This is a genomic window from Nocardioides cremeus (genome assembly GCF_030518195.1).
Taxonomy (GTDB): Bacteria; Actinomycetota; Actinomycetes; order Propionibacteriales; family Nocardioidaceae; genus Nocardioides; species Nocardioides cremeus.
On record NZ_JAULSC010000384.1, the window covers coordinates 1 to 237 of the forward strand.

Below are 237 nucleotides of genomic sequence, written 5' to 3' on the forward strand. Positions count from 1 at the left end.
CGCACCGGCTCGGGCAAGTCGACGCTCGCCTCGCTGGTCTCCCGCGCCGTCGACCCCGAGCCGGGCAGCGTGCTGCTGGGCGGTCGCGACGTGCTCGACCTCGACCTGCAGGCGCGGCGCCGCGCCGTCGGGGTGGTCACCCAGCGCACCGAGATCCTTGCCGGCACCCTCGCCGAGAACATCGCGCTCTTCGCGGCGGGCTCGCGCGAGGCCGTCGAGGGCGCGGTCACCGAGCTC

General features: G+C 76.4%; 1 protein-coding gene. It reads left to right on the plus strand.

Annotated elements, in window-relative coordinates:
* Nucleotides 1-237: ATP-binding cassette domain-containing protein (locus QWJ41_RS22585; protein ID WP_302710529.1), on the plus strand; the 237-nt coding region annotated here is incomplete at both ends.